This window comes from Microbulbifer taiwanensis, from assembly GCF_014904815.1.
GTDB classification, from domain to species: domain Bacteria; phylum Pseudomonadota; class Gammaproteobacteria; order Pseudomonadales; family Cellvibrionaceae; genus Microbulbifer; species Microbulbifer taiwanensis.
Genome location: NZ_JACZFR010000094.1, coordinates 1 through 1,453, shown reverse-complemented (window position 1 = coordinate 1,453; position 1,453 = coordinate 1). Strand labels below are relative to the sequence as shown.

Below are 1,453 nucleotides of genomic sequence, written 5' to 3'. Positions count from 1 at the left end.
AGTACGCTCCGGCGCTGCGCGCCTCCGCCGGACGGCCTACGCAACGCGCTTCGCGCTAAAAACGCTACGGCCGCCGCTGCTGGCGGCGTTAGTGTTTTTAAGAGTGTGAGAGAGAAAGCACTCCGTAGAAAGTAAGAAATAATGCAAGGCGGTGGCTTCTAGGTCTGGGTTTTTCCAAGCCGTAGTGCAGAACGGGGCCCCACCATTTGGCTTTAGTTGTCAGGCAATGGAATATTTTTCGGCTGCTTTACTTGTGCCGCGCCGCCAATTTGGTTATTCGTCGGCTTCGCCCACGATTCGGAGCGGATGGTCTGTGCCAGGAGGGCAGCGCCGCACCGTGGTATATTTCAATTTCGTAAAAGGAGTGTGCCGTTCGTTCTATTGGGTGGTTGCGGAAAGCGCAGTTCTCGGAAAGCGGTCGGTAGAGACCCAAAACACTAACAAGGTGCTGCAGCTGACGGCTTACTTTATGCACCTTTTGCGCGGTCGCTACGCTCCTATTTTCGCGCAAAATGCGCATAAAGTAAGCCGCCGCTGAGCACGGCGTTATGGTGGCTTGGCAAAAATCAAAAAGTTGGTGCCTGAGAAGGTTTCCGTGCTTTTTTAAGCTCCATTTTGATGGCACAGCGCAAGGTTTCGGTTAAGCAGTTTCGTTCCTGGTGCCTTCGTTCTGGGGCGAGCGCAGAGGAAAGTTCAAGCCAGCATTGTGGGTAAGCAGTAAGAAAATTCAGTGGTGCGGAAGTTTTGGTATTCTTCCGCATCTTAAATAGGCGGCGGCCCTTCGCTGCGCTACGGGCAAAGTGCCAGTAGCGAACTCAGAGCGGCGCCAGCCATAACCAGGCCAGGCAGTACGCTCTGGCGCTGCGCGCCTCCGCAGGACGGCCTACGCTATGCGCTCCGCGCATAAACAGCGTAGGCCGCCTCTGCTGGCAACGTTAAGCACTCAAGGACGAAATGTGGTTCCAGATAGAGAAGAAATACTTACAAAACTGGAAGAAATAGAATTTTGGCCAGAGCTGAATGGGCAGCTAGAATCTTATCTAGATAACGCAATAAGCCTAAAAGATATTGAGTTTGCGGAGGCTCTGCTCAAGGCTGGTGCTAATCCAAACCCAAAGGATAATCTTGACGATCATCTTCACCACTTGTTACATGAATATAAGGTTGAAAAAACCGTTAATGGTAATTTGATTCTTTCCATCATCGAGATGCTTCTTAAATTTGGTGCCAACCCCAACAGAGTTTGGTGTAATAATCTACGGGCGTATGATTACGCGGTATCTGAGAATGTCACTTCAGTAGTAGAACTACTGGAAAAGTACGGGGCTGACCGAAAGCTCAGGGTGCCAGTATAGTGCTTAACCAAGCAATGCAACCGACGGCTAAGTTTGTGCACTTTTTACGCTGTCGCTGCGCTCCATTATCGCGCAAAAAGCGCACAAACTTAGCCGCG

1 protein-coding gene is annotated in these 1,453 nt (G+C 51.0%); it reads left to right on the top strand.

All coding sequences use genetic code 11. The annotated features are described in order from the left end of the window. Nucleotides 1-890 precede the first annotated feature (890 nt). Complete coding sequence (locus IG627_RS20610; RefSeq protein ID WP_226865507.1) at nt 891-1,355, top strand: ankyrin repeat domain-containing protein; 465 nt, start codon at nt 891-893, stop codon at nt 1,353-1,355. The last annotated feature ends 98 nt before the right edge of the window (nt 1,356-1,453 follow it).